Genomic DNA, 20,013 nt, shown 5'->3' with positions numbered 1-20,013 from the left:
CGTCGCCGACCACCAGCACGCCGCGCCGGGTCGGCGGGATGTGCAGGGCGGCCGAGGGCGGCGCGACCCGCGCCCTCATCCACGCGCCCGAGGCGTCGCCGTCGAGGGGCTCGCACCAGCTCGCGTCGCCGTCGGGGATCAGCGGCTCACGGAAGGCCACGTTGAGGTGGACGGGACCGGGGTCCGGCGGCCCTGCGGCGCGCTGGCAGGCCCGGCACACCAGGGAGCGCCAGTAGGCCACCTGGCCGGGCCGCTCCTCCGGCACGCCGACCTCGGCGAACCAGCGCACGGCCGAGCCGTACAGCTTGACCTGGTCGATCGTCTGGTTGGCGCCGGTGCCGCGCAGTTCGGGCGGCCGGTCGGCGGTCAGCAGGAGCAGCGGCACCCCCGACTCCGACGCCTCGATCACGGCGGGGTGGAAGTTGGCCGCGGCCGTGCCGGAGGTGCAGATCAGGGCCACCGGCCGCTCGGACCTCTTGGCCAGGCCGAGCGCGAGGTACGAGGCCGAGCGCTCGTCGACGCGCACGTGCAGCCGCAGCCGCGACTCACCGTGCGCGGCGAGCGCCAGCGGCGCGGACCGGGAGCCGGGGGCGAGCACCACGTCGGTGACCCCGCAGCGCACCAGTTCGTCGATCAGGACGGTCGAGAGAGCGGTCGCCGGGTTCACCGCCGCGCCTCCAGAACGCCCAGATCTAGAACGCCCAGACCGGCCCGGTTTGTGTCCACCCGCCCGTCTCCTCCCGTTCCCGCAGCCGCAAGCGTACGGCAAAACGGAGAGGCCGCCGTCATCCCGCGGCCTCTCCCGGAGCCCGTCAGGGCCGGCGGGGGTACTTCGAGAAGTCCGGCTTGCGCTTCTCCTTGAACGCGTCGCGGCCCTCCTGGGCCTCCTCGCTCATGTAGTAGAGCAGCGTCGCGTCGCCGGCGAACTGCTGCATGCCGGCCGCGCCGTCGGTCACCGCGTTGAGCGCGCCCTTCAGCATGCGCAGCGCGAGGGGCGACTTCTCCAGCAGCTCGCGGGCCCACTGGACGGTCTCCTCCTCCAGGCGCTCCAGCGGCACGACGGCGTTGACCAGGCCCCACTGGAGCGCGGTCTGGGCGTCGTACTGACGGCACAGGTACCAGATCTCGCGGGCCCGCTTGAGACCCACGGTCTCGGCGAGCAGCCAGGAGCCGTACCCGCCGTCGAACGAGCCCACCTTGGGACCGGTCTGGCCGAACTTCGCGTTGTCGGCGGCGATCGTCAGGTCGCAGCAGACGTGCAGCACGTGGCCGCCGCCGATCGCGTAGCCCGCCACCATCGCGATGACCGGCTTGGGGCAGCGGCGGATCTGCACCTGCAGGTCCAGGACGTTGAGCCGGCCGATGCCGTGGGTCTTGTCGTCCACGTAGCCGTCGTCGCCGCGGATCTTCTGGTCGCCACCGGAGCAGAACGCCTTGTCCCCGGCGCCGGTGAAGATGATCACACCGACCTCGGTGTCCTCCTGGGCCCGGTCGAAGGCCGCGCGGAGCTCGAACAACGTCGTGGGGCGGAAGGCGTTGTGCCGCTCGGGGCGGTTGATCGTGATCTTCGCCATCCCCTCGGCGGTCTCGTAGATGATGTCCTCGTACTCGCCCGACCGCTTCCAGTCGACCCCGCTCGTCACACCCGCTCCTTCGTCAACACCAACCAGGCGCCGTCACCTGCCAGGCGGCGGCGTGCGGCCACCGCGCCGGGACTAACCTTACGACCGTGCTCAGCCCTCCCGGACACCGCCCAGGACAGCGACCCGTGCACGCCCTCGTCCTGCCTCCGGGGCCCGCCCTGTCGGAGGCCGTACAGCAGGCCCTGACCGGCGACGGGCCCGCCGTGCTGCCGCTGTCCCCGGATCTGCCCCGGCCCGCGCTGGAGGCGACGCTCGCCGCGCTGCGGCCCACCCACGTCGTCACCGCCGACGGCGTGCGGCGCGAGCCGGACGGGGAGCCGTCCGACGCGGCGCTGATCATCGCGACCTCCGGCTCCACCGGCGCCCCCAAGGGCGTGGAACTGACGGCAGGGGCGCTACTCGCCTCGGCCCGGGCCTCGCTGTCCAGGCTCGGCGCCCGCGAGGGCGACCGCTGGCTGTGCTGCCTGCCGCCGTCGCACATCTCCGGCGCGCAGGTGCTCATCCGGTCGCTGTTGTCCGGCACCGAGCCGATCATCCATCCCCGCTTCTCCCCCGGCGAGGTCATCGCGAGCCGGGCCGACTACGTCTCGCTGGTCCCCACCCAGGTGCGGCGCGTGCTCGACGCGGGCGCGGACCTCACGGCCTTCCCCGTGATCCTGCTCGGCGGGGCCGCCGCTCCCGCCGGCCTGCTCGCCGAGGCCCGCGACGCCGGCCTCCGGGTCGTCACCTCGTACGGCATGAGCGAGACGAGCGGCGGCTGCGTGTACGACGGCGTGCCGCTGGACGGCGTCGAGGTCAAGATCGGCGGCGACGGACGGGTGCGGATCTCGGGCTCGGTGCTGTTCTCGGGCTACCGGCTGCGCGAGGACCACCCCTTCGAGGGCGGCTGGTTCGTCACCTCCGACCTCGGCCGGATGGAGAACGGGCGGCTCACCGTGCTCGGCCGGGCGGACGACGTGATCAACACCGGCGGCCGGAAGGTCGTGTCCGGCGCGGTCGCCGAGGTCCTGGCCGGGCACCCGGCCGTACGCGACGTCGTGGTGGTGGGCAGGCCCGACCCCGAGTGGGGTGAGATCGTGGTCGCCGTCGTGGTCGCGGAGGACGCCCGTGAGGTCACGCTCGACGAGCTGAGGAGCTTCGCCAAGGAGCGGCTGCCCGCCTACGCCGCGCCGCGCGCCGTCGAGCTGGTATCCCAGATCCCGCTCCTGCCGAACGGCAAACCCGATATGGTCGAACTCAAGAACCGGAACCGCGGATGACCTTCGTGCGTCTGTAAGAGCGGGGGAAGGGGACGCCACATGCAACCGATCCGCCTCACGCCGGCGCACAAGATGATGGCCTCCGCCGTGCTCGTCGGCGTCGTCATCGTGGGCGGAGCGTCGGTCACCGCGGCCGCGTTCTCCGGGCGCCTGGACGACGTCGCGAAGGCGGGCGACGCCCCCGCCGCCAAGCTTGGCCCGGCGGATCGCGGCCACGGGGGATCGAGCGAGATCCTCCCGGCCGACTCCGGCCGCGGCGGCTTCACCGGGTCCAGGTCCACTCCCGGCGCCGACCCGGACGTGGTGTCCGAGGCGCTCACGGACGACCCGGACGGGGTCTCCGGCTACTGGACCCCGGAGCGCATGGAGGACGCCGATCCCATGCCGATGCCCGAGGTCAGCGTCACCATCATCCCCGACTGACAGCACCTGCCGGCCGGGCCGCCCGGCCGGGTCCACCGCCCTCCCCCGCGGGGTGAGGGAACAAACCAGGCGCGAGAGCGTTATTGATACTGGTGCGCTGAGCCGCCGGACGCCGCGCCCCGATCGCAAGCATTCGAAACCATGAACTCCGCAAGGAGGAGGTGTCCTCATGCCCCGGACCGCCGTGGCGGCCTCGCCCGAGCGCGAGGTGACCCCGACGACGCTCGACCTGCTGCTGGAGCGAGGCCGTGCGCAGGGTCGCCTTTCCCTGTCGGAGCTGCGCGAGGCCTTCGCCAAGGCCGGCGTCAGCCCCGCCGAGGGCCGCTCGATCCTGCGCGAGCTGACCGAGGCGGGCGTGAACCTGGCCGCCGACACCCTCACGGACAACGGCAAGGCTCCCGCCAGGAAGTCCCGCCGGGCCGCCCAGGCCGAGGCCGCCAAGAAGAGCGCGCCGGTTGCCAAGAGCGCCGCGAAGAAGACGGCCAAGGCCGCCGACGAGGAGCCGTACGACGAGGAGCTCCAGGTCGACGAGGCCGAGGAGAGCGGGACGCTCGACCTCGACGACACCTCGTCGGTCATGGGCGACTCGGTGCACACCTACCTGAAGTCCATCGGCCGCCGCACCCTGCTCACCGCCGCCCAGGAGGTGGAGCTGGCCAAGCGCATCGAGGCCGGGCTGTACGCCGAGTACAAGCTCGAGACCGCTGTGGAGAACGGCGAGCGCCTCGCGCCGGGCGTCCGCGAGGACCTGGAGTGGGTCATCGAGGACGGCAGGCGGGCCAAGGACCACATGCTGGAGGCCAACCTCCGCCTGGTCGTGTCGGTGGCCAAGAAGTACACCGACCGCGGCATGGCCCTGCTCGACGTCGTGCAGGAGGGCAACCTCGGCCTGATCCGCGCGGTCGAGAAGTTCGACTACACCAAGGGCTACAAGTTCTCGACGTACGCCATGTGGTGGATCCGGCAGGCCATCCAGCGTGGCTTCGCCGACTCTGCCCGTACGATCCGGCTGCCCGTCCACGTGCTGGAGATGCTGTCGAAGCTGTCGCGCGTCGAGCGTGACATGCACCAGCGGCTCGGCCGGGAGCCCACGCCGGAGGAGCTGGCCGTCGAGCTGGACAAGACCCCGGACCAGATCGAGGAGCTGCTGCGGACCAGCCGGCAGCCGATCAGCCTCGACTCGACCATCGGCGAGGACGGCGAGACCCGGATCGGCGACCTCATCGAGGACGTCGACTCCCCCGAGGCGTCCGAGGTTGTGGACCGGCAACTGCTGGCCGAGCAGCTCAAGGGCGTGCTGAGCAACCTGTCGCCGCGTGAGGCCAAGATCATGAGCCTGCGCTTCGGACTGGCCGACGGCAAGCCGCACACGCTGGACGAGATCGGCAAGCACCTGGGCCTGACCCGGGAGCGGATCCGCCAGCTCGAGAAGGAGTCGCTGTCCAAGCTGCGCCACCCGAGCAACACCCGCCCGTTGCTCGACTGGGCCAGCTGAGACCTGGGCCAGCTGAGACCTGGACCGGCTGAGACCTGGACCCGGACACGAGTACGGCCCGCGTCCCCGTGAGGGGGGCGCGGGCCGTACGGCTTTCACGCCACCGGCTGATCGTCCCGCCGTCCGCCCCGGAGCCTGCGCAGGAAGGTCCCCAGCGAGGACCGGGCGCCCCGGCCCTCGCCGTCGGCGGGGGCGCCGGACCGCTGCTCGCCGGCCTCCCCGCCCGCGCTACCCGTGCTCTGCGCCTCGCTCCTGCCGCGTGGCGGGCCGTCTCCGCTCGACCGTCGCGAGTTCCAGGAAGGTGGCGTAGAGCCGCTGGAACGCCCCGCCGGAGTCCGGGCCGTCCAGCAGGCGCCACAGGTCCATCACCAGGTCGTCGCCGCGGCCGATGCTGATGCCGAACAGGTGGCCCGCGACCATCAGCGGCAGCGGCCGCCCGTACTGCGCGGACAGGTCCGCGAGCCAGACCTTCGCGGCTCCCGTGTCAGGAGCCGCGATCACCGTCGTCGCGCCGGCGTGCGGTGCCGCCGGGCAGGCTCAGCGACCTGCGGAGGCCAGGCCCTTGCGCACGTCGCGCGGGGTCAGGCGGGCGGGGTCGCCCGTCTTGCCGGCACGGGGCACCCGCGGGATGCCGCTGAGGCGGTGCGCCTCGCGCAGCGTGCGCAGCCGGTTCACCTCGTCGGTCCACAACGCGCCGTCGGGGGTGGCCCTCGCCTTGCGCCGGGCGATCCTGCTGTCGTAGGACTTCACGCCGTACGTGGCACGCTGTCCCGCCTCGGCCGCGCGCAGCGCCTCGGTCAGCGCCGTGTCGAGGCCCAGAGCCGCCTCACGGAGCTCGGGGAGCGGCACGCCCGCCGCCTTCGCCTCCTGGAACCGCCGCTGCGCCGCCCGGAGCTTGTCCAGCACGTGGTCGAAGTTCTTCCGGGTCTCCAGATCCGCGTGGTAGCGGACCTCCGCCTCCCGGCTCACCCGCGGACGGAAAAACGCCATCGTCAGCCCCTTCGTATCGGCTCGCGCATCGAACTCACGTCGCAAGCGGTAGCGTACGCGCTCCGCACGAAGGTCCGTGCCGCAGGGTGCGCCGCCCTTTACGAAGTAAGGCGAGATGTGGCAGCATGATCGCCATGCCCGCCAAGCGACCGCCCGTCCCCCTGTCCCGGGAGCGGATCATCGACGCCGCCCTGCACATCGCCGACGGCCAGGGTCTGCGCCGGCTGACCATGCGCAGGCTCGGCGACGCCCTCCAGGTGGAGGCCATGGCCATCTACCATCACCTGCCACGGGGCAAGGAGGCGCTGATGGACGCCCTCGCCGAGCACGTGACGACCGTGGAGGTCGATGCGGCCGGCGCGGCCACCTGGCAGGACAGGGCACGCGCCTGGGCCCGCGCGAGCCGCGCCGCGCTGCTGGAACACCCGGGGGTGCTGTCGCTGGCCCTGACCAAGCCCCCGAAGGGGTCGGCCCTCATCGCGATCAGGGAGCAGACCGAGCAGCTGCGCGAGTCGGGGATCGGCGACCCGGCCGGAGCGGTCCGCGCGCTACGGGCCTACGTGTTCGGCAGCGTGGCCGTGGAGGTCCAGCAGTCGGGGTGGGCCGACCCGGACGCCGAGGTGCGCGACGCGCGCACCGCCGAGGGCGAGCGCGACTTCGAGCACGGCCTCGACGCGCTGATCACCGGCCTGGGCGGCTGAGGCACCGGATTTCCGGGCCGTCCGCATCGGTTCCGCCCGGCGACCGAAATCCGTGATCTTCCGGTTACCGTGCCGTCGGCGTGTCGAGGCCGGACCGTTGCCTGCAATGGGGCATTCTTGTGTACTAGGTCACATCAGTGCGCGCGAGCCTGCTCGGGGTGCGGCCGGGTCCCCAGCCCGACCGGCGGAAATGCTCCGAACGGACTATGTCGTACGGATGCGGCCGAGCCGCAAACTGGTGTAGTCCAGTGTGGTGTTCGTCATACCGAGCGCCTCGCACCCTGAACGAGGACACTCGTGACGGCACCCGCGGGACGCCCGCAAGACAAAACGAGCGAACGAACGAAAAGACACGGAGCCCCGGCGATGTGCCCTCATGAACCGGCCTGTCCCACCGCGGACGCGAAGGACCGAGAAGCCGCCCGCACGATAGCGTGTCACCCCGAGCAGGGCTGGAGTCTGCTCTGCAACGGTGTCGTGCTGTTCGAGGACACCGGCGAACTGCTGCCGGACGGCGGCGTCATCGCCCCGCACCGCCCCACCGACATGGCCATCAGCGCCGCCTAGGCGGCAGCAGCCACTGCGCCACCACCTCGCCCACCCGGGCGGGGTCCTTCTTGAACTCGTGTCCCTCCCCCGGGAGGACCACGAGACGTGCGGCGTCCTTCTCGTCCGGCACGCCGAACGGATCCCGATCCCCGTTGACCACGAGCACGGGGGTCCCCGCCTGCCGCAGTTCTTCCGCCCGTGAGCGTTCCGGCTTCCCCGGCGGGTGCAGCGGGAACGCGAGCGCCACCACCGCCTCGGCCCCGGCGGCGCGCGCGGTGCGGCAGGCGACCCGCGCGCCGTTGCTCCGCCCGCCCTGGACGAACGGCAGGCCCGGATGGCGCTCCCGGATCGCGGCGACGATCGACAGCCACGCCTCGTCCTGCTTGACCACCGGCCCGGGCGCCCGCGCGCCGCGCAGCCGGAACGGCTGGACCACCCGGGCGACCGTGCCCCCCGCGGCGAGCACCGCGTCACGTACGGCGAGCAGGTCGGGCGCGTCCACACCTCCCCCGGACCCGTGGGTCAGGACCAGCAGCAGCCGGGGATCGGGCGCCTCGTCCACCTCGGCCAGGGCGCGGCCGTGCGGGGTCTCGATCTCCATGGCGGTGACGGTAGCGGGTCCGACCGGAGCAGGAGGAGGCGACCCTCCGATCGGAGGATGGCAGGCCCCGAGGAAGGGGACAGAATGTCAGGGTGCCGGACATCGCATCGCAGCCGCCGCCCGCGACCGGGCGCCCCGTCCCCCCGCCGCCTGCGGCGCCCTCGACCCGCGAGGACCTGCGCGCCGTCATGGCGGCCCGCCGCGACCTCGGCCCGGAGTACGAGGACGCGCTGGTCGACTCGTTCCTCGACAAGCTCGACGTGGAGATCGCCGCGCGGGTGCGTAACGAGGTGGCGGCCCACCTCAGCCGGCAGCCGCCGGGAAACCAGCCCAAGCAGAAGGACAACGGGGTCGCGGTGGCCCTGGGATCGCTGGGCATCGGCATCCCCCTGACCACGATCGCGGGGGCCGCCGGCCACCTTCCCGGCATGATCCTCGCCTGGGGCGGGATCATCGCGGTCAACGTCGCCTACGCCCTCGGCCGCCGCAACCAGCGCTGAGCCCTGCCCGGCGGGTCAGGCCTCCACGACACCTTCCATCGCGGGGCGCACGTCCCGCCCGAGGCGCAGCCGCACCTGCTCGGCGAGCGCCGTATCGGGGTGGTCGAGGCCGTAGCGCCACACGGTCTCCGCGTCGCCGTCGCGGCCGCGCAGCGGCAGCGTACGGGCCAGCAGTTCGATCGCTAGCGCGCCGGTGGCGGCGTCGGCCCCCTCCTGGCGGCTGTCCTCCACGGCCCCGGCGAACTGCGCGCACGCCATCTCCAGATGGGCCATGCCGAGCAGCACCCGCAGGCGCGCCGGGTCGGCCACCACGCTGACCGACAGCGCCTCCAGCAGGACGTCGGCGGCCCGCTCGGGCTCGCCGTCCTCCAGCAGCCGCTCGGCCATGCGCTCGACCACGACGGACAGTCCCTCGCCGGCCTCGCCGCGGTCCGGCGCGGCCTCGTCCGCGGCGAGCTCCGCGAAGATCGCGGCCGCGCCGTCGAGGTCGCCGCCCTCGGCGAGCCGGCGCGCGTGGTCGAGCCGGTCGGACCGCCGCCCGGATTCGATGGCCGTCATACAGGGGCCTCGCATGGTCGCAGGTGATGAGGAACGATCACCGCGATCTTAACGAGACCGGCCGCCGGGCGGGGCCGACATACTCAACTGATCAGTCCTCGTACGCCTCGAGGGGCGGGCAGGAGCAGACGAGGTTGCGGTCGCCGTACGCCTGGTCGATCCGGCGCACCGGCGACCAGTACTTGTCGTCCCGCAGGCCGGGCACGGGGTAGGCCGCGACCGCCCGCGAGTACGGGTGGGCCCACTCGTCGGCGGTGAGGCACTCGGCCGTGTGCGGGGCGTTGCGCAGCGGGTTGTCGGTCTTGTCGAACTCGCCCGAAGCCACCTTGGCGATCTCGCCCCGGATGGCGATCATCGCGTCGGCGAACCGGTCGAGCTCGGCCAGGTCCTCGCTCTCCGTCGGCTCGATCATGAGCGTTCCGGCGACGGGGAACGACATGGTCGGCGCGTGGAAGCCGTAGTCGATGAGGCGCTTGGCCACGTCGTCCACCGTGACGCCGGTCTCCTTGGTGATCTGGCGCAGGTCGACGATGCACTCGTGGGCGACCAGGCCGTCCCTGCCGGTGTACAGCACCGGGTAGTGCGGCGCCAGCCGCCGGGCGAGGTAGTTGGCCGAGAGGATCGCCTGCTCGGTGGCCTGCCGCAGCCCGTCGCCGCCCATCATCCTGACGTACGCCCAGGAGATCGGCAGGATGCCCGCCGAGCCGTACGGCGCGGCCGACACGTGCGCCGGGAGGTGCTCGGCGAGGTGGGCCTTGACGGCCACGGGGCCGACGCCGGGCCCGCCGCCGCCATGCGGGATGCAGAAGGTCTTGTGCAGGTTCAGGTGGGAGACGTCCGCGCCGAACTCGCCCAGCTTGGCCAGGCCCACCAGCGCGTTGAGGTTGGCCCCGTCCACGTAGACCTGCCCGCCGGCCTCGTGCACCCGCTCGCAGATCTCGACGATCGTCTCCTCGTACACGCCGTGCGTGGACGGGTAGGTCACCATGATCGCGGCGAGCGCGTCGCGGTGCTTGTCGATCTTGACGGCGAGGTCGGCGAGGTCGACGTTGCCGTTCTCGTCACATGCCACCACGACCACCCGCATGCCCGCCATGACCGCGCTCGCGGCGTTGGTGCCGTGCGCGGAGGACGGGATGAGGCATACGTCACGGCCGTCCTCGCCCCTGGAGCGGTGGTAGGACCTGATCGCCAGCAGCCCGGCGAACTCGCCCTGGGAGCCCGCGTTCGGCTGGATCGACACCCGGTCGTAGCCGGTGACCTCGGCCAGCCAGCCCTCCAGGGTCGCGATCAGCTCGGCGTACCCCTCGGCCTGTTCGGCGGGCGCGAACGGGTGGATGGAGGCGAACTCCGGCCAGGTGACGGGCTCCATCTCGGTGGTCGCGTTGAGCTTCATCGTGCACGAGCCCAGCGGGATCATCGAGCGGTCGAGCGCGATGTCCTTGTCCTGCAGGCGCCGCAGGTAGCGCAGCATGGCCGTCTCGGACCGGTAGGCGTGGAACACCGGGTGGGTGAGGAAGTCCGAGGTCCGCTGCAGACCCGCGGGGACGGCGTCGGGCGTCACCCGGTCGAGGTCCTCCACCACGACCTGCCCGACACCGAACGCCTCCCACACGGCCCTCAGGTGACCGGTGGTGGTCTTCTCGTCGCAGGCGACGCCGACGTGGTCCTCGTCCGCGAGGCGCAGGTTCACGCCCCGCTCGGCGGCGGCGGCCACGACCTGGGCGGCCCGCCCGGGCACACGGGCGAGCACGGTGTCGAAGAACTCGTCGTGGACGACCTCCACGCCGCCCTCGCGCAGCCCGGCGGCGAGCACGGCGGCGTGCCGGTGCGCCCGCTGGGCGATCCTCTTCAGGCCGTCCGGGCCGTGGTAGACGGCGTACATGGACGCCATGACCGCGAGCAGGACCTGCGCGGTGCAGATGTTGCTGGTGGCCTTCTCGCGCCGGATGTGCTGCTCGCGGGTCTGCAGGGCGAGCCGGTAGGCCGTGCGGCCGTCGGCGTCCACCGAGACGCCGACCAGACGGCCCGGCATCTGCCGCTGCAGGCCCTCGCGGACCGCCATGTAGGCCGCGTGGGGGCCGCCATAGCCCAGCGGGACCCCGAAGCGCTGGGAGGAGCCGACGGCGATGTCGGCGCCCTGCTCCCCGGGGGACTCCAGCAGGGCCAGCGCCAGCAGGTCGGCCGCGGCCACGAGCTGCGCCCCCTGGGCGTGAGCCCGCTCGGCGACCGCGCGGAAGGACGCCACCCGGCCGCTCGCGCCCGGATACTGCACGAGGACCCCGAAGCACTCGGGCAGCTCACCGGTGAGGTCGGACTCCACCAGCGTGATGCCGAGCGGCTCGGCGCGGGTCGCCAGCACGGCCTTGGTCTGCGGCAGCGCGTCGGCGTCCACCACGAACACGTCGGTCTTGGCCTTGCTCGCCCGCCGGGCCAGGGTCATCGCCTCGGCCGCGGCGGTCGCCTCGTCCAGCAGAGAGGCACCGGCGACGTCGAGACCGGTGAGGTCGGACACGACCGTCTGGAAGTTCAGCAGCGCCTCCAGCCGCCCCTGCGAGATCTCCGGCTGGTACGGCGTGTACGCCGTGTACCAGCCCGGGTTCTCCAGCACGTTGCGCAGGACGACGCCCGGCGTGATCGTGTCGTGGTAGCCGAGGCCGATCATCGGGGTCAGCACCCGGTTGCGGCCCGCGAGGGCGCGCAGTTCGGCCAGGGCCTCGGCCTCCCCCACCGCCTCGGGCAGTTTCAGCGGACCGCGCGTGCGGATCGCCTCGGGCACGGCCACGGCGACCAGGTCGGCCACCGACTCGTAGCCGACGGCCTCGAGCATCCGGGCGCGGCCGGCCTCCGAGGGGCCGATGTGACGGGTCGCGAACGGCGGAGCGGAAAGATCGCGGAGCATGGACCGATCGGTCATGACAGGGGCCTCCTGGACGGGGTCGAGACCTGCGGCGACCGCCCGCCGCCCTGGGTGGCGCGGCCGGTCGTAAAGCGGTCTCCCCCTCTGTCATCGGACCTGAGAGCTTCACCGGGCCGTCGAGCCCGGCTTTCCCCTTCGGTGAGGCGCCGCCTGGCCGGCGGGCCTGCTTTTCAGAGTCGCCTCGTCCGTGCGGTACGGATGCCTGAGAGATTCCGGGGAGGTTTGCTCCTTCGGCGCCCCTGAACGTCCAGAGGTCTCTCCCGCACGAGGTCGTCGGCCGTCTTCCACTCTACCGGCTACCCCGGATCGCCCCGACTCGCACCTTGCGCGAAGTCGGCGGCGAGACCCGCACGGCGGGCACGGACGATCGCCTCGGCCCGGTCGGCGACCGCCGTCGAGGCCGGTGCCGAGCCGCAGGCCGACCTGGGCGGCGGCCGCCGCGGGGTCGCGCCGCCGGCCGTACATGACGCGGTCGACAGCGCACTGGACGGCGGAGCGGGCAGGTGCCAAGGCGAGGGCGACGGCCCCGGTCGCGATGAGAGGCGTGGCCGACAGCCGGTTCTGCGCCAGCGCGGGCAGGCCCGCGACGATGCCCAGGTAGGCGAGAACGACGCCGAGCGTGAGCGTCCCGTACACCAGCGACCGGTTGACGATCAGCTCGATGTCGTACAGGCCGTGGCGCAGGATGGCCACGCTGGCCGCGGCCGGGATCAGCGGCAGGGTCAGCAGGAACACGGCCGTGAGGCGAGCACCGCGACCGGACCGGCCCGCCTGACTGTCATGGGCTCATCATCGGGTCACGCCGCTCCCGCGGCCAAAGGAGCGTGCTCCCAGATCGGCGTGAGCACCAGGGCCGGAACCGGGAGGCCGTCCCCACGACGGCGGGAGTCGCCCGCGCTCATCCTCGGACTCGATCGGACGGCTCTCAGATTCCGGAGGACCATCATGCGACCGGACACCGGTGCCCGCTCCACCACCGCCCCCCCGAAAGCCGCTGCGGGACGTACGCGGCTTTGGCGGACGCTGCTCGCCGTCGTCGCCCCGCTCCCCATGCTCGGCATGGGTGTCCATTACATCCTCAGCCCCGTAAACCCGCGGCCGTCACGGCGGAGATCCGGAAAGCGATGGAGGACGGACCCCGTGCAGCTGGTGGCGGGCCTGCTGTTCATCCTGGGGATCGTCGTCGGCCTGCTCCTGCTCGGCCTGGCGCTGTGGCGCAGCGGCGCGGCACCGGCCTGGGCGGGCATCCTCCTCGCGGCGGGCGGGTTCACCCACCCGTTCATGCCCGGTCACGTCGCGTCGGGCGTCGGCCTGCTGGTCACGGCCATGGGTTTCGCCGGCGTCTCCGTCGCCCTGCTGCGCATGCGCAACGACGAGTTCGACCTTCCTCCGGTCAGCCCCGCCGTGCGCGCCTGACACCGTTCGAGCCACGACCCCCGGCCTCGCCGCCTCCCGCGCGATCGCCGGGGCGTGCGCTCAGCCGGTCCTGCGGGCCTTTCTCCGGCGGGCCAGCTCGTCCGCGGGATGGTCCCCCTCCGCATCCGAGGCGGGCTCCGCGCGCTCACCCGGAAGCTCGGCCAGCGATCCCTCGACCTCGCGCCAGACCCGGCCGAGCGCGATGCCGAACACGCCCTGACCGCCCTGCAGCAGGTCGATCACCTCGTCCGCGCTCGTGCACTCGTAGACGCTCACGCCGTCGCTCATCAAGGTGATCTGGGCCAGGTCGTTGACGCCGCGGTCGCGCAGATGCCGTACGGCGGTGCGTATCTGCTGGAGGGAGACCCCTGTGTCGAGAAGACGTTTGACGACCTTCAGGACGAGGATGTCGCGGAAGCTGTACAGTCGCTGGGACCCGGATCCCTGGGCGGCCCTTATCGTCGGGAGCACCAGTTCGGTCCGGGCCCAGTAGTCGAGCTGACGGTACGTGATCCCGGCCGCCGCGCACGCCGTCGGCCCGCGGTATCCGATGCCCTGGGGCAGCGCCGTCGGCTGCTCGTCGAACAGCAGACCCTGTTCGCCGGCGCGCTCGCGCGCCGCCTGCCGAACCGGGTCGTGCTGGCCGGCCGACTTACCCTCGCCGCTGCTGACCGCCACTGCGGACCTCCGGCTTTCTCTCATCCCACGGTCTGATCTGGGGGTTCGTGAATTACAACCGTGGTTTCCCTTGCACCGTAGGACCGGGGCCATCGTCAGTCAACGACCCCGTCCGGCGCGTCGTGAAGCGTAATCTCCCGAAATCGTCCGGCACGTCAGCCCGCCCTGCCGAAGTCTTCCGGCGTGATTTTGTCCAGGAACTCGCGGAACTTCTCCACTTCGTCTTCCTGGTCGTCGGGCATGCTCACGCCCGCCTCCTGGATCACGTCCTCACTCGCGTAGATCGTCGCACCCGTACGCAACGCCAGCGCGATCGAGTCCGAAGGACGGGCGCTGACCTCCACGCCGTTGGAGAAGACCAGGTCGGCGAAGAAGATTCCATCGCGGAGCGCGACGATGTTGACGGTGCGCAACCGCACCCCCAAGGCCTCAATCACGTCACGGAACAAGTCGTGGGTCAGCGGCCGGGGCGGCGGCTCCTCCGCCTGGGCCAGCGCGATAGCGGTCGCCTCGGTCATGCCTATCCAGATCGGAAGGTACCGATCGCCGCTCGTCTCCTTCAGGAGCACGATCGGCTGGTTGGTGGGCATCTCAACGCGAACCCCCACGACCTCCATCTGCAACACGGGCGGCTCCGTCTCAAGCGTCGCGGCATATCACCAGGCATTCAACGTAACACCCACGGAGGAGCGGATGTGCCGGTCACCGCCCCAGAACGCCGCGAACACTCCCACGCAGTAACGCATTGTGCACTTCCTGGAGAAGTCCGGAGATCTCCCGCGCGGTCTCGTCCGCCTCCGCGATCGCCCCCGGCGCCTTACGCCGCAGCAGCGGGGCCACCGCCTGCTCGATCAGGCCGGCCTCCCGCTCCACCGCCGCCCGGACCGCTCTCAGGTGCCGCGCCCGCAGGCCGAACCGCGACAGCGCCCCCACGCTGCGCGCGATCTCCAGCGCCTCCCCGTCGTACCGGCGCGCCACGGCGGCGACCAGGCCGAAGCTCTCCATCTCGGCCAGGGTCTCCTCGTCGATGCCCGCGGCCTCGATGAGCTCCTCCCGGCTGAGACGCACGGGCGGGACGCCGTCGGAGACGACGGCGTGCGGACGGGCCGCCTGCTCGTCCAGCTGGTCCTTGATGACCCGCAGCGGCAGGTACTGGTCGCGCTGCGCCCGCAGGATGTACCGCAGGCGCTCGACGTCGTTGTAGGTGAACTTGCGGTACCCCGACGGGCTCCGCTGGGGCTCGATCAGCCCCTCACCCTCCAGAAACCGGATCTTGGAGACGGTCACGTCCGGGAACTCGCCCTGCAGCAGGGCGAGCACCTCCCCGATGCTCATGAACGCCCGTACGGCCTGCGCGCTCATGACTCCTCCTCCTCAGCGATCACAGCCCTCCGGGACCACGCGTGAGGAACACCAGCCGGAACTTGCCGATCTGCACCTCGTCCCCGCCCTGCAGCGGCGACTCCTCGATGCGCTCCCGGTTGACGTAGGTGCCGTTGAGGCTGCCCACGTCACGAACGGTGAACTGGCCCCCACGCCGGTAGAACTCCACGTGCCTTCTGGACACGGTCACATCGTCCAGGAAAATGTCGCTTTCCGGGTGGCGACCCGCCGTAGTGAGGTCGCTGTCGAGCAGAAACCGGCTGCCGGCGTTCGGGCCCCGCATGACCACCAGGAGAGCCGTGCCGGGAGGCAGCTGCTCGACCGCCGCCCTGTCCGGCAGAAGCGTCTGGCCCGTCTCCGCCTCGAGCGCCTCGAGCGAGATCGTCGAGGTCGTGTCGGCCGCGACGGGCGCGGGAGCGCTCAGCGGCGAACCACATCGTGAACAGAAACGGGCATCCTCGGGGTTGGCATGACCGCACTGCGTGCAGTAGACGCTGGGCATCGAACGGCTCGGCCTCTCTCACGACTTGCTCTAGGACTAGCTCAAACTGCGAATGCCGCAACTTACGCTGATCAGGCACAAAGGTCAAGACCGCGACTGGGCGCGGACTGACCAACGCTACAGCCAGCGGCGGTTCAATGTCATCTAGCTCCGGCCGCTTGTTCGACGACGTGGGCCCAGCGTTCCAGGAGGGCCTGGGCGGTGTCCATGTCGTGGCCCTCGGCCCACAGGTGGGTGACGGCCTCGGCGGGGTCGGGCAGGACGAGCGCCCAGCTGCCGTCGTCCTCCACGACGCGGACGCCGTCGGTGGTGTCGAGGCGGTGGCCCTCGGCCGCCTCGACGACCGAGCGCATCACCGCGCCCTTGTGGGCCCAGGGCGTCGGGACGGTCCGCTTGAGCAGCTTGGCCTCCGGGATCCGGGCGTCGATCTGGCTGAGCGACAGCCGGGTGCGCGCGACCAGGCCGAGCAGGCGCAGGAACACCGCCAGGCCGTCCACGGTGGGCGCGAACTCCGGGACGATGAAGCCGCCCTTGCCGTCGCCGGCGAAGATCGTGTCGGGGTGCCGGGCCGCCTGCGTCAGCGTGTCCAGGCTCGTGGCCGTCCAGTCGACCTGCACGCCGTGGAAGCGGCACACCATCTCCGCCACCCGGGTCGTGGTGACCGGCAGGGCCACCCGCCCGCCCCGCCGCTCGGCCGCGACCAGGTCGAGCACGACGAGCAGCGCGCGCTCCTCGCTGATGAGCTGGCCCATCTCGTCCACCAGGGAGACCCGCTCCCCCACGGGGTCGAACCGCACGCCGAAGGCGGCCCGCGCCGAGGCCACCAGCTCCGCCAGGCGCTGCAGGTCGCGGCGGCGCTCGGCCAGCGTCTCGGTGGGCGAGGCGTCGTCGAGGCGGTTGTTCACGGTCAGCACGTCGACCCCGGCCCGGCCGAGCAGGCTCGGCAGCACGAGCGAGGAGGTGCCGCCCGCGCAGTCGACCACGACCTTCATCTCCGTGTCCTTCACGCCGGACATGTCGATGCAGGCCAGCAGCTCCCGGGCGTAGGTGTCGACGGCGCGGGCCGGGAAGGTCAGCTCGGCGATCTCGCCGGGGAAGGCGCGGCGGTACTCCTGCCGGGAGAAGACCCGCTCCAGCTTGCGCTGGGCCGCCTGGGACAGGTCGGCCCCCGTCTCGTCCATGAAGACGATGTCGACGCTCTGCGGATCGCCCGCCGTGGTGCGCACGGCGATGCCGCCCCGGACGTTCTCGCGGGAGGTGTTGAACCGGGCGACCGGCAGGGCGGCGGCCTCCAGGTCGACCACGTTGATCGCGCTGGAGTTCAGCGCGCTGATCACCGCCCGCTTGAGCGCCCGCGCCGCGCGTGAGGCGTCGCGGGAGGTGACGACCGTGTCGCCCTTGCGCAGCGTCGTGGCGTACGCGCTGGCCAGCCGTACGCACAGCTCCGGGGTGATCTCGACGTTGACCAGCCCGGAGACCCCGCGGGGGCCGAACAGGCTGCGCTGGCCGCGCGACTCCCAGATGACGCTGGTGTTGACGACCGTGCCCGCCTCGATCGTCTTGAACGGGTAGATCTTCACGCCGGAGGAGACGTACGCCTCGGCCTCGATGACGCACTCGTCGCCGACGACCGCGTTCTCCTCGATCCTGGCGCCGGTCATCACGTCGGTGTTCTTGCCGATCACGCACCCGCGCAGGTGGGCGGCCGGGCCGACGTACACGTTGTCGCTGACCACCGCGCGGTGCAGGAACGCGCCCTCCTTCACGACGGCGTTGCTGCCGAGCACGGTGTACTCCCGCAGTTCGGCGCCGGCCTCGACCTTGGCGTAGTCGCCGACGTAGAGAGGGCCCTTGAGCACCGCGTCGGGGTCCACGGACGCGCCCTCGGCGGCCCACACGCCCGGCGCCAGTTCGAAGGCGTCGAAGTCGACCTTGACCTTGCCCTCCAGCACGTCGGCCTGGGCCTTGAGGTAGCTCTCGTGCGTGCCGACGTCCTCCCAGTAGCCCTCGGCCACGTAGCCGAACAGCCGGCAGCCGCGTTCGAGCAGCCTGGGGAAGATGTCGGACGACCAGTCGACCGACTGGCCGGGGGCGATCTCGTCGAGGACCGACGGCTCCATGACGTAGATGCCGGTGTTGACCGTGTCGGAGAACACCTGGCCCCAGGTGGGCTTCTCCAGGAAGCGCTGGATGCGGCCGTTCTCGTCGACGATGATGATCCCGAACTCCAGCGGGTTGGGCACGCGCTTGAGCCCGATGGTGACCAGCGCCCGGTTCTCGCGGTGGAAGCGGAGCATGTCGGTCAGGTCGATGTCGGTGAGCGCGTCGCCCGAGATGACCAGGAACCGGTCGTCGCGGAGCTTGTCGGCGGCGTTCTTCACGCTGCCCGCCGTGCCGAGCGGGACCTCCTCGGTGGCGTAGTGGAGGGTCATGCCCAGTTCGTCGCCGTCGCCGAAATAGTTGCGGATCAGGGCGGCCAGGAACTGCACGGTGACCACGGTCTCGGTGAACCCGTGCCGCTTCAGCAGCCGGAGCACGTGTTCCATGATCGGCCGGTTGATGATGGGGAGCAGGGGCTTGGGCTGGTTGGCGGTCATCGGCCGCAGCCGTGTCCCCTCCCCGCCCGCCATGACGACGGCCTTCACGGGTCACCCCTTCGTTAGCTGGCGCACCTGTACGACATACAACACCCCCGCCCACCAATACAGACCAGTTCCCCAGATGGCGAAGGCCCATCCGAAGATCGCGGCAATCTCGGCGTACCAGCCCTCGTGCGAGGCGAGGAACAGCAGCGGGAACGCGTACATGAGGGCGGCCGTGCCCGCCTTGCCGAGGAAGTGGACGGGCAGGGCAGGGCCGTACCCGTGCCGCCGCAGCAGGGGCGGGATCCACAGCATCAGCACGTCGCGCAGCGGCACCGCGAGCGCCAGCCACCAGGGGACCACGTCCCGCAGGACCAGGCCGACCAGGGTGGCGAGGATGTAGAGGCGGTCGGCGAGCGGGTCGATGAGCCGGCCGAGCCTGCTGATCTGGTTCCAGGCGCGGGCGAGCTTGCCGTCGAGCCAGTCGCTGAAGCCCGCGAGCGCCAGCAGCGCGATGGCCCATCCGTCGGCATGGGGACCCAGCACGAGCCAGAGGAAGACGGGGACGCCGAGCAGCCGCAGGGCGCTCAGCAGGTTGGGCACCGTCCAGATCCGGTCCTCGGCAGCGTTCACGCCCCGAACCCTACATGCCGCGCTTGCTGCCGCTTCCCGGAGGATCCACGGGGTTGAACGCCGTGTCGACCAAGCCGAACCGGTGCGCCAGCACCGCCGCCTGGGTGCGGTTGCGCAGCCCCAGCTTCTCGATGAGCGCGGCGACGTGGCTCTTGACCGTCGTGACGCCCACGTGCAGCCGGTCGGCGATCTCGGCGTTGGACAGGCCCACCCCGACCAGGGTGAGCACCTGCGCCTCACGCTCGGTGACGCCGGGCGGCAGCGGCGCCGCCTGACGCTCGGCGGCCAGGGCCCGTTCGACGACGCGCCGCAGCACGGACGGCGCGAGCGGGGGCTCCCCCGCCGCGGCCCGCCGTACGGACTCGACCATGCGGGCGGGCGGGTCGTCCTTGACCAGGAACCCGAGCGCGCCCGCGCCCAGGGCGGCGTAGAGGCTCGCGTCCTCGGAGAAGGTGGTGAGCACGACGATCCGGGCGGACGGCTGGGCCGCGAGGATCCTGCGGGTGGCCTCAAGGCCGTCGACGCGCGGCATCCGCAGGTCCATCAGCACCACGTCGGGGCGGTGCCGCTCGGTCAGCCGTACGGCCTCGGCCCCGTCGGCGGCCTCCCCGCACACCTCCATGTCCCCGGCCGCCTCCAGCATCATCCGGACGCCCGCGCGCACCAGGGCCTGGTCGTCGGCGACCACGACGCGGATCACGCGAACCTCCCCATCTTGCGGCACGCCGATCGGCTCTCGCCCGGGACGGGCAGCGAGGCGGTCAGCCGCCAGCCGCCGTCCCCGGCCGGTCCCGCGGTGACGTGCCCGCCGAAGGCGCGGGCCCGCTCCCGCATGCCGGCGATGCCCTGGCCGTGGGACGGCAGCGTCTCCGGGGGACGGGAGGTGCCGGGGCCGTTGCGCACCTCCACCGTCAGCGCGTCCGGGCGCATCGCCACGCTGACCTCCGCGCGGGCTCCCGGCCCCGCGTGTTTGAGCACGTTCGTCAGTCCCTCCTGGACGATCCTCGCCGCCGACGCCCGCACCACCAGCGGGGCCCGCTCCGCCTCGGCCGACAGGCGCAGGTCCACCAGCAGCCCGGCCGCCGACATCCGGGCCACGGCGTCGCGCAGCACGTCGTCCGGGTCGGCGAGCATGTCGGCGAGCGCGAGATCGGCGCCCGGATCCGGGCCGGGGCCGGGG

The 20,013-nt window shown here is 72.1% G+C and carries 23 protein-coding genes and 1 riboswitch; of the genes, 8 read left to right on the top strand and 15 right to left on the bottom strand.

Annotated features, from left to right (window positions below; translation table 11 throughout):
* Positions 1 to 667, bottom strand: a 667-nt coding sequence (gene menD, locus AB0J39_RS27650) for a 2-succinyl-5-enolpyruvyl-6-hydroxy-3-cyclohexene-1-carboxylic-acid synthase (RefSeq protein WP_363469618.1), incomplete at its 3' end; no start/stop codon positions are given.
* 145 nt (positions 668 to 812) lie between these two features.
* Positions 813 to 1,643, bottom strand: coding sequence for a 1,4-dihydroxy-2-naphthoyl-CoA synthase (gene menB / locus AB0J39_RS27645; protein ID WP_363469616.1), 831 nt, complete (start codon positions 1,641 to 1,643; stop codon positions 813 to 815).
* A gap of 125 nt (positions 1,644 to 1,768) precedes the next feature.
* Here menB and AB0J39_RS27640 point away from each other — a divergent pair, with 125 nt between their 5' ends.
* The 3 genes from AB0J39_RS27640 to AB0J39_RS27630 all read left to right on the top strand — a co-directional run bounded on the left by AB0J39_RS27640 (position 1,769) and on the right by AB0J39_RS27630 (position 4,820).
* Positions 1,769 to 2,902 carry an AMP-binding protein gene (locus AB0J39_RS27640; protein ID WP_363469614.1) on the top strand — a complete coding sequence of 378 codons (1,134 nt, stop codon included), beginning with the start codon at positions 1,769 to 1,771 and terminating at the stop codon, positions 2,900 to 2,902.
* A 39-nt stretch (positions 2,903 to 2,941) separates the two neighbouring features.
* Positions 2,942 to 3,325, top strand: coding sequence for a hypothetical protein (locus AB0J39_RS27635; protein WP_363469613.1), 384 nt, complete (start codon positions 2,942 to 2,944; stop codon positions 3,323 to 3,325).
* Between the two features lie 169 nt (positions 3,326 to 3,494).
* Complete coding sequence (locus AB0J39_RS27630; protein WP_363469611.1) at positions 3,495 to 4,820, top strand: RNA polymerase sigma factor; 1,326 nt, start codon at positions 3,495 to 3,497, stop codon at positions 4,818 to 4,820.
* A gap of 228 nt (positions 4,821 to 5,048) precedes the next feature.
* Here AB0J39_RS27630 and AB0J39_RS27625 read toward each other — a convergent pair whose 3' ends face one another.
* Both AB0J39_RS27625 and AB0J39_RS27620 read right to left on the bottom strand, forming a co-directional pair.
* Positions 5,049 to 5,321, bottom strand: coding sequence for a hypothetical protein (locus tag AB0J39_RS27625; protein WP_363469609.1), 273 nt, complete (start codon positions 5,319 to 5,321; stop codon positions 5,049 to 5,051).
* Positions 5,322 to 5,357: 36 nt separating this feature from the next.
* The gene (locus tag AB0J39_RS27620) at positions 5,358 to 5,810 is read right to left on the bottom strand and encodes a hypothetical protein (protein ID WP_363469607.1); all 453 of its coding nucleotides are present in this window, start codon (positions 5,808 to 5,810) and stop codon (positions 5,358 to 5,360) included.
* Positions 5,811 to 5,944: 134 nt separating this feature from the next.
* On the opposite strand from AB0J39_RS27620, the gene AB0J39_RS27615 reads away from it, so the two are divergent.
* Positions 5,945 to 6,511: a TetR/AcrR family transcriptional regulator C-terminal domain-containing protein gene (locus tag AB0J39_RS27615; RefSeq protein WP_363469605.1), complete on the top strand. Its 567-nt coding sequence runs from the start codon at positions 5,945 to 5,947 to the stop codon at positions 6,509 to 6,511.
* A gap of 366 nt (positions 6,512 to 6,877) precedes the next feature.
* Positions 6,878 to 7,078: a DUF5999 family protein gene (locus AB0J39_RS27610; RefSeq protein ID WP_169952435.1), complete on the top strand. Its 201-nt coding sequence runs from the start codon at positions 6,878 to 6,880 to the stop codon at positions 7,076 to 7,078.
* On the opposite strand, the gene AB0J39_RS27605 is transcribed toward AB0J39_RS27610, so the two are convergent.
* Complete coding sequence (locus AB0J39_RS27605; protein WP_363469603.1) at positions 7,065 to 7,661, bottom strand: alpha/beta family hydrolase; 597 nt, start codon at positions 7,659 to 7,661, stop codon at positions 7,065 to 7,067. The two genes, AB0J39_RS27610 and AB0J39_RS27605, sit on opposite strands and share 14 nt — an antisense overlap.
* 92 nt (positions 7,662 to 7,753) lie before the next feature.
* Here AB0J39_RS27605 and AB0J39_RS27600 point away from each other — a divergent pair, with 92 nt between their 5' ends.
* Positions 7,754 to 8,161: a hypothetical protein gene (locus AB0J39_RS27600; RefSeq protein WP_363469602.1), complete on the top strand. Its 408-nt coding sequence runs from the start codon at positions 7,754 to 7,756 to the stop codon at positions 8,159 to 8,161.
* A gap of 15 nt (positions 8,162 to 8,176) precedes the next feature.
* On the opposite strand, the gene AB0J39_RS27595 is transcribed toward AB0J39_RS27600, so the two are convergent.
* Together AB0J39_RS27595 and gcvP are read right to left on the bottom strand one after the other, a co-directional pair.
* Positions 8,177 to 8,719, bottom strand: a complete 543-nt coding sequence (locus AB0J39_RS27595) for a hypothetical protein (RefSeq protein ID WP_363469600.1) — start codon at positions 8,717 to 8,719, stop codon at positions 8,177 to 8,179.
* 91 nt (positions 8,720 to 8,810) lie between these two features.
* Positions 8,811 to 11,636, bottom strand: a complete 2,826-nt coding sequence (gene gcvP / locus AB0J39_RS27590) for an aminomethyl-transferring glycine dehydrogenase (RefSeq protein WP_363469598.1) — start codon at positions 11,634 to 11,636, stop codon at positions 8,811 to 8,813.
* A gap of 183 nt (positions 11,637 to 11,819) precedes the next feature.
* Positions 11,820 to 11,912: riboswitch (glycine riboswitch) on the bottom strand.
* 346 nt (positions 11,913 to 12,258) lie between these two features.
* Between gcvP and AB0J39_RS27585 the strand changes: the two genes are divergently transcribed.
* Complete coding sequence (locus tag AB0J39_RS27585) at positions 12,259 to 12,414, top strand: hypothetical protein (RefSeq protein ID WP_363469596.1); 156 nt, start codon at positions 12,259 to 12,261, stop codon at positions 12,412 to 12,414.
* A gap of 365 nt (positions 12,415 to 12,779) precedes the next feature.
* A complete protein-coding gene (locus tag AB0J39_RS27580) occupies positions 12,780 to 13,055 on the top strand; it encodes a hypothetical protein (RefSeq protein ID WP_363469594.1) in 276 nt (91 codons plus the stop codon).
* A 60-nt stretch (positions 13,056 to 13,115) separates the two neighbouring features.
* On the opposite strand, the gene AB0J39_RS27575 is transcribed toward AB0J39_RS27580, so the two are convergent.
* The 8 genes from AB0J39_RS27575 to AB0J39_RS27540 all read right to left on the bottom strand — a co-directional run.
* Positions 13,116 to 13,733, bottom strand: coding sequence for a MerR family transcriptional regulator (locus AB0J39_RS27575; protein WP_363469592.1), 618 nt, complete (start codon positions 13,731 to 13,733; stop codon positions 13,116 to 13,118).
* Positions 13,734 to 13,888: 155 nt separating this feature from the next.
* A complete protein-coding gene (locus tag AB0J39_RS27570) occupies positions 13,889 to 14,359 on the bottom strand; it encodes a bifunctional nuclease family protein (protein ID WP_189179865.1) in 471 nt (156 codons plus the stop codon).
* 76 nt (positions 14,360 to 14,435) lie between these two features.
* Positions 14,436 to 15,095, bottom strand: a complete 660-nt coding sequence (locus tag AB0J39_RS27565) for a MerR family transcriptional regulator (RefSeq protein WP_363469590.1) — start codon at positions 15,093 to 15,095, stop codon at positions 14,436 to 14,438.
* Between the two features lie 19 nt (positions 15,096 to 15,114).
* Positions 15,115 to 15,618, bottom strand: coding sequence for an FHA domain-containing protein (locus AB0J39_RS27560; RefSeq protein ID WP_079313913.1), 504 nt, complete (start codon positions 15,616 to 15,618; stop codon positions 15,115 to 15,117).
* A 140-nt stretch (positions 15,619 to 15,758) separates the two neighbouring features.
* The gene (locus AB0J39_RS27555; RefSeq protein WP_363469588.1) at positions 15,759 to 18,263 is read right to left on the bottom strand and encodes a mannose-1-phosphate guanyltransferase; all 2,505 of its coding nucleotides are present in this window, start codon (positions 18,261 to 18,263) and stop codon (positions 15,759 to 15,761) included.
* 3 nt (positions 18,264 to 18,266) lie between these two features.
* On the bottom strand, positions 18,267 to 18,833 hold the full coding sequence (locus AB0J39_RS27550) for a CDP-alcohol phosphatidyltransferase family protein (RefSeq protein WP_363469586.1): 567 nt from the start codon (positions 18,831 to 18,833) through the stop codon (positions 18,267 to 18,269).
* 10 nt (positions 18,834 to 18,843) lie between these two features.
* Positions 18,844 to 19,533: a response regulator transcription factor gene (locus AB0J39_RS27545; protein ID WP_363469584.1), complete on the bottom strand. Its 690-nt coding sequence runs from the start codon at positions 19,531 to 19,533 to the stop codon at positions 18,844 to 18,846.
* On the bottom strand, positions 19,530 to 20,013 hold a 484-nt coding region (locus AB0J39_RS27540; protein ID WP_363469583.1), incomplete at its 5' end, for an ATP-binding protein. The genes AB0J39_RS27545 and AB0J39_RS27540, both read right to left, overlap by 4 nt.

This window comes from Microbispora sp. NPDC049633 (genome assembly GCF_040675265.1).
GTDB classification, from domain to species: Bacteria; Actinomycetota; Actinomycetes; order Streptosporangiales; family Streptosporangiaceae; genus Microbispora; species Microbispora maris.
The sequence above is the reverse complement of the archived record's forward strand: the minus strand, read 5'-3'. Positions and strand labels throughout refer to the sequence as shown.

What these genes read in the sequence shown, in the direction of transcription:
- AB0J39_RS27630 (WP_363469611.1), top strand. Translation starts at nt 3,495, where the DNA reads ATGCCCCGGACCGCCGTGGCGGCCTCGCCCGAGCGCGAGGTGACCCCG.
- AB0J39_RS27635 (WP_363469613.1), top strand. Translation starts at nt 2,942, where the DNA reads ATGCAACCGATCCGCCTCACGCCGGCGCACAAGATGATGGCCTCCGCC.
- AB0J39_RS27605 (WP_363469603.1), bottom strand. Translation starts at nt 7,661, where the DNA reads ATGGAGATCGAGACCCCGCACGGCCGCGCCCTGGCCGAGGTGGACGAG.
- AB0J39_RS27610 (WP_169952435.1), top strand. Translation starts at nt 6,878, where the DNA reads ATGTGCCCTCATGAACCGGCCTGTCCCACCGCGGACGCGAAGGACCGA.
- AB0J39_RS27595 (WP_363469600.1), bottom strand. Translation starts at nt 8,719, where the DNA reads ATGACGGCCATCGAATCCGGGCGGCGGTCCGACCGGCTCGACCACGCG.
- AB0J39_RS27565 (WP_363469590.1), bottom strand. Translation starts at nt 15,095, where the DNA reads ATGAGCGCGCAGGCCGTACGGGCGTTCATGAGCATCGGGGAGGTGCTC.
- AB0J39_RS27615 (WP_363469605.1), top strand. Translation starts at nt 5,945, where the DNA reads ATGCCCGCCAAGCGACCGCCCGTCCCCCTGTCCCGGGAGCGGATCATC.
- AB0J39_RS27620 (WP_363469607.1), bottom strand. Translation starts at nt 5,810, where the DNA reads ATGGCGTTTTTCCGTCCGCGGGTGAGCCGGGAGGCGGAGGTCCGCTAC.
- gcvP (WP_363469598.1), bottom strand. Translation starts at nt 11,636, where the DNA reads ATGACCGATCGGTCCATGCTCCGCGATCTTTCCGCTCCGCCGTTCGCG.
- AB0J39_RS27560 (WP_079313913.1), bottom strand. Translation starts at nt 15,618, where the DNA reads ATGCCCAGCGTCTACTGCACGCAGTGCGGTCATGCCAACCCCGAGGAT.